Source organism: Acidisphaera rubrifaciens HS-AP3 (assembly GCF_000964365.1).
GTDB classification, from domain to species: domain Bacteria; phylum Pseudomonadota; class Alphaproteobacteria; order Acetobacterales; family Acetobacteraceae; genus Acidisphaera; species Acidisphaera rubrifaciens.
Genome location: NZ_BANB01000357.1, coordinates 1 through 1,795, shown reverse-complemented (window position 1 = coordinate 1,795; position 1,795 = coordinate 1). Strand labels below are relative to the sequence as shown.

3 protein-coding genes are annotated in these 1,795 nt (G+C 71.9%); 1 reads left to right on the top strand and 2 read right to left on the bottom strand.

All coding sequences use genetic code 11. The features are described from left to right. A partial coding sequence (locus tag B8460_RS11025; protein WP_148360536.1) for an MFS transporter occupies positions 1–294 on the bottom strand: 294 nt, incomplete at its 3' end. A gap of 280 nt (positions 295–574) precedes the next feature. Here B8460_RS11025 and B8460_RS11020 point away from each other — a divergent pair. Beyond that, positions 575–1,063, top strand: coding sequence for a septal ring lytic transglycosylase RlpA family protein (locus B8460_RS11020; RefSeq protein WP_052945218.1), 489 nt, complete (start codon positions 575–577; stop codon positions 1,061–1,063). 33 nt (positions 1,064–1,096) lie between these two features. Here the strand turns inward: B8460_RS11020 and B8460_RS21865 are convergent. Then, the coding region (locus B8460_RS21865) for a hypothetical protein (protein WP_048861650.1) at positions 1,097–1,795 on the bottom strand (699 nt) is incomplete at its 5' end.

Below are 1,795 nucleotides of genomic sequence, written 5' to 3'. Positions count from 1 at the left end.
GGCGACGGCATAGACCAGCGTGCCGGCCAGGAGCGGCAGGCGACGGCCGAACCGGTCGGACAGGCTGCCGAGGGTGATCTGTCCGACCGCGAGCCCGGCGAACCACGTCGCGAGCGTGATCTGGGCCGAGCCTGGCGCACCGTGGAGCGAGGCCTCGATCGCGGGGAAACCCGGCAAATACATGTCGGTAGAGACCGGTCCTACCGCCGTTAGAAAGCCGAGCAGCAAAGGCAGCCAGCCCGGCAAGTCGCCGCGTGCGCGGCTGCGGGCAGGTGCGGTCGAAGTGTAGTCCATACTGTCCAACCTATGGGCGCGCGGGCCCGTCCGATCTATTGGCGATTCGTTTCAGGCCGGGTGCCCGGCCCGCTGCTCGGCCGATGCTGACCCCGACCTTGGGTTTTCTGTTTGCCCCGGCGGCATCCTGTGGGTAGCTTTGCCGCCGACGCCCCGCCAGCCGCGGAGATCTTCGCGGATATTCACCGTTCGTTGTTGTGACAGAACGTAATCCTGGGCGGCCACTACGACACCGGCCTGCGTGCCGGTGCCGCAACGCCGCTGCTGAACGTGAGGTAACATGACGCTGCGTCCCGCTTTGTCCGCCGTTCTGCTTGGCTGGTGCGCGCTGGCGCTGGTGCCGTCGAAAGCCCACGCCGCCGGGCACCGGGCGCCACAGCCGGTACCGAGCGACGACACGCCGCCCATCGTCGCCTCCCTGCCCGACGACGTGGGGCAGACCGCTTCGGCACCGGCCGGGACCGGCGACCCGGCGCCCAGCAATTTTCATGAAATGGGGAAGGCCTCCTTTTACGGTCCCCACTGGGACGGAAGGCGGACGGCAAGCGGGGCGGTGTTCGACATGCACGCCTTGACGGCCGCTCACCACTGGCTGCCCTTCGGGACCCGCGTCCGCGTGCGCGTCGCCGAGACCGGGCAGGAGGTGGTGGTGATCATCACGGATCGCCTGCGTGCGGCCCGTCGCGTCATCGATCTGTCGCTCGGCGCCGCGCAGGCGCTCGGCATGGTGCGTCAGGGGGTGGCGATGGTCACCCTGTCACCGGAATAGCGGCATCGTCTCCGGGCTCACGGCCCGAGCCCGTCAGCCACCCGACCGCCGTCCGGGCGGTGGCGCCACCGCAGCCAGCACGGCGAGCGTCTGTTCCTGCGAGACCAGCAGCAGGTCCGCGAGCCGATGGGTGTAGTGGTCGATGGTCGGCTCCCACCCGTCCAGCACCCAGTACAGGCGATCGATTTCCGCCGCCATTCGGGCCTGCTCCCCGTCCCAGCGTGCCAGCAGGCGACCGGGCTGCGCGAGGGCGGCATCGATCGCGCCGAGCGCGCGGCCACCGAGGGTGATCGCCTCCGCCGCGGCGGTCTCGGCACGGTCGTAGTAGCCGCGGGTCTCCGGCGGCGCCGTCTCCTTCCGCTCGCGCAGGTGCCGGCCGAAGGTCGCCAATTGGCCGAGCAGCCGGCGCAAAGGGCCGGCGAGGCTGCCGTCTTCCGATCCGGCCGTGGCCCCGCCCGCGGCGAGGCCGATTGGCAGCAGCACGCGGCTTGCCATTTCAGTCGTGGCGAACAGCCGCTCCGGCGCCATCCGCAGCGCGCCCGCGGCGGCGCGCAGCGCGGCGGGGGTGGCGCGCAGGTCGAGTCGCGGCAGACGGTCGGGCGGCACGTCCGGCATCAGCCCGTGGGCGTGAAGCACCCGCACGATCAGCCCCGCCTGCAGTTCGGCCGCGCGCAGCGACTCCTCCTGCGCCGCGTCGCGCGCGGCACGGGCGGCGTCCGGCCCGGCGAGGCC

What these genes read in the sequence shown, in the direction of transcription:
- B8460_RS11020 (WP_052945218.1), top strand. Translation starts at nt 575, where the DNA reads ATGACGCTGCGTCCCGCTTTGTCCGCCGTTCTGCTTGGCTGGTGCGCG.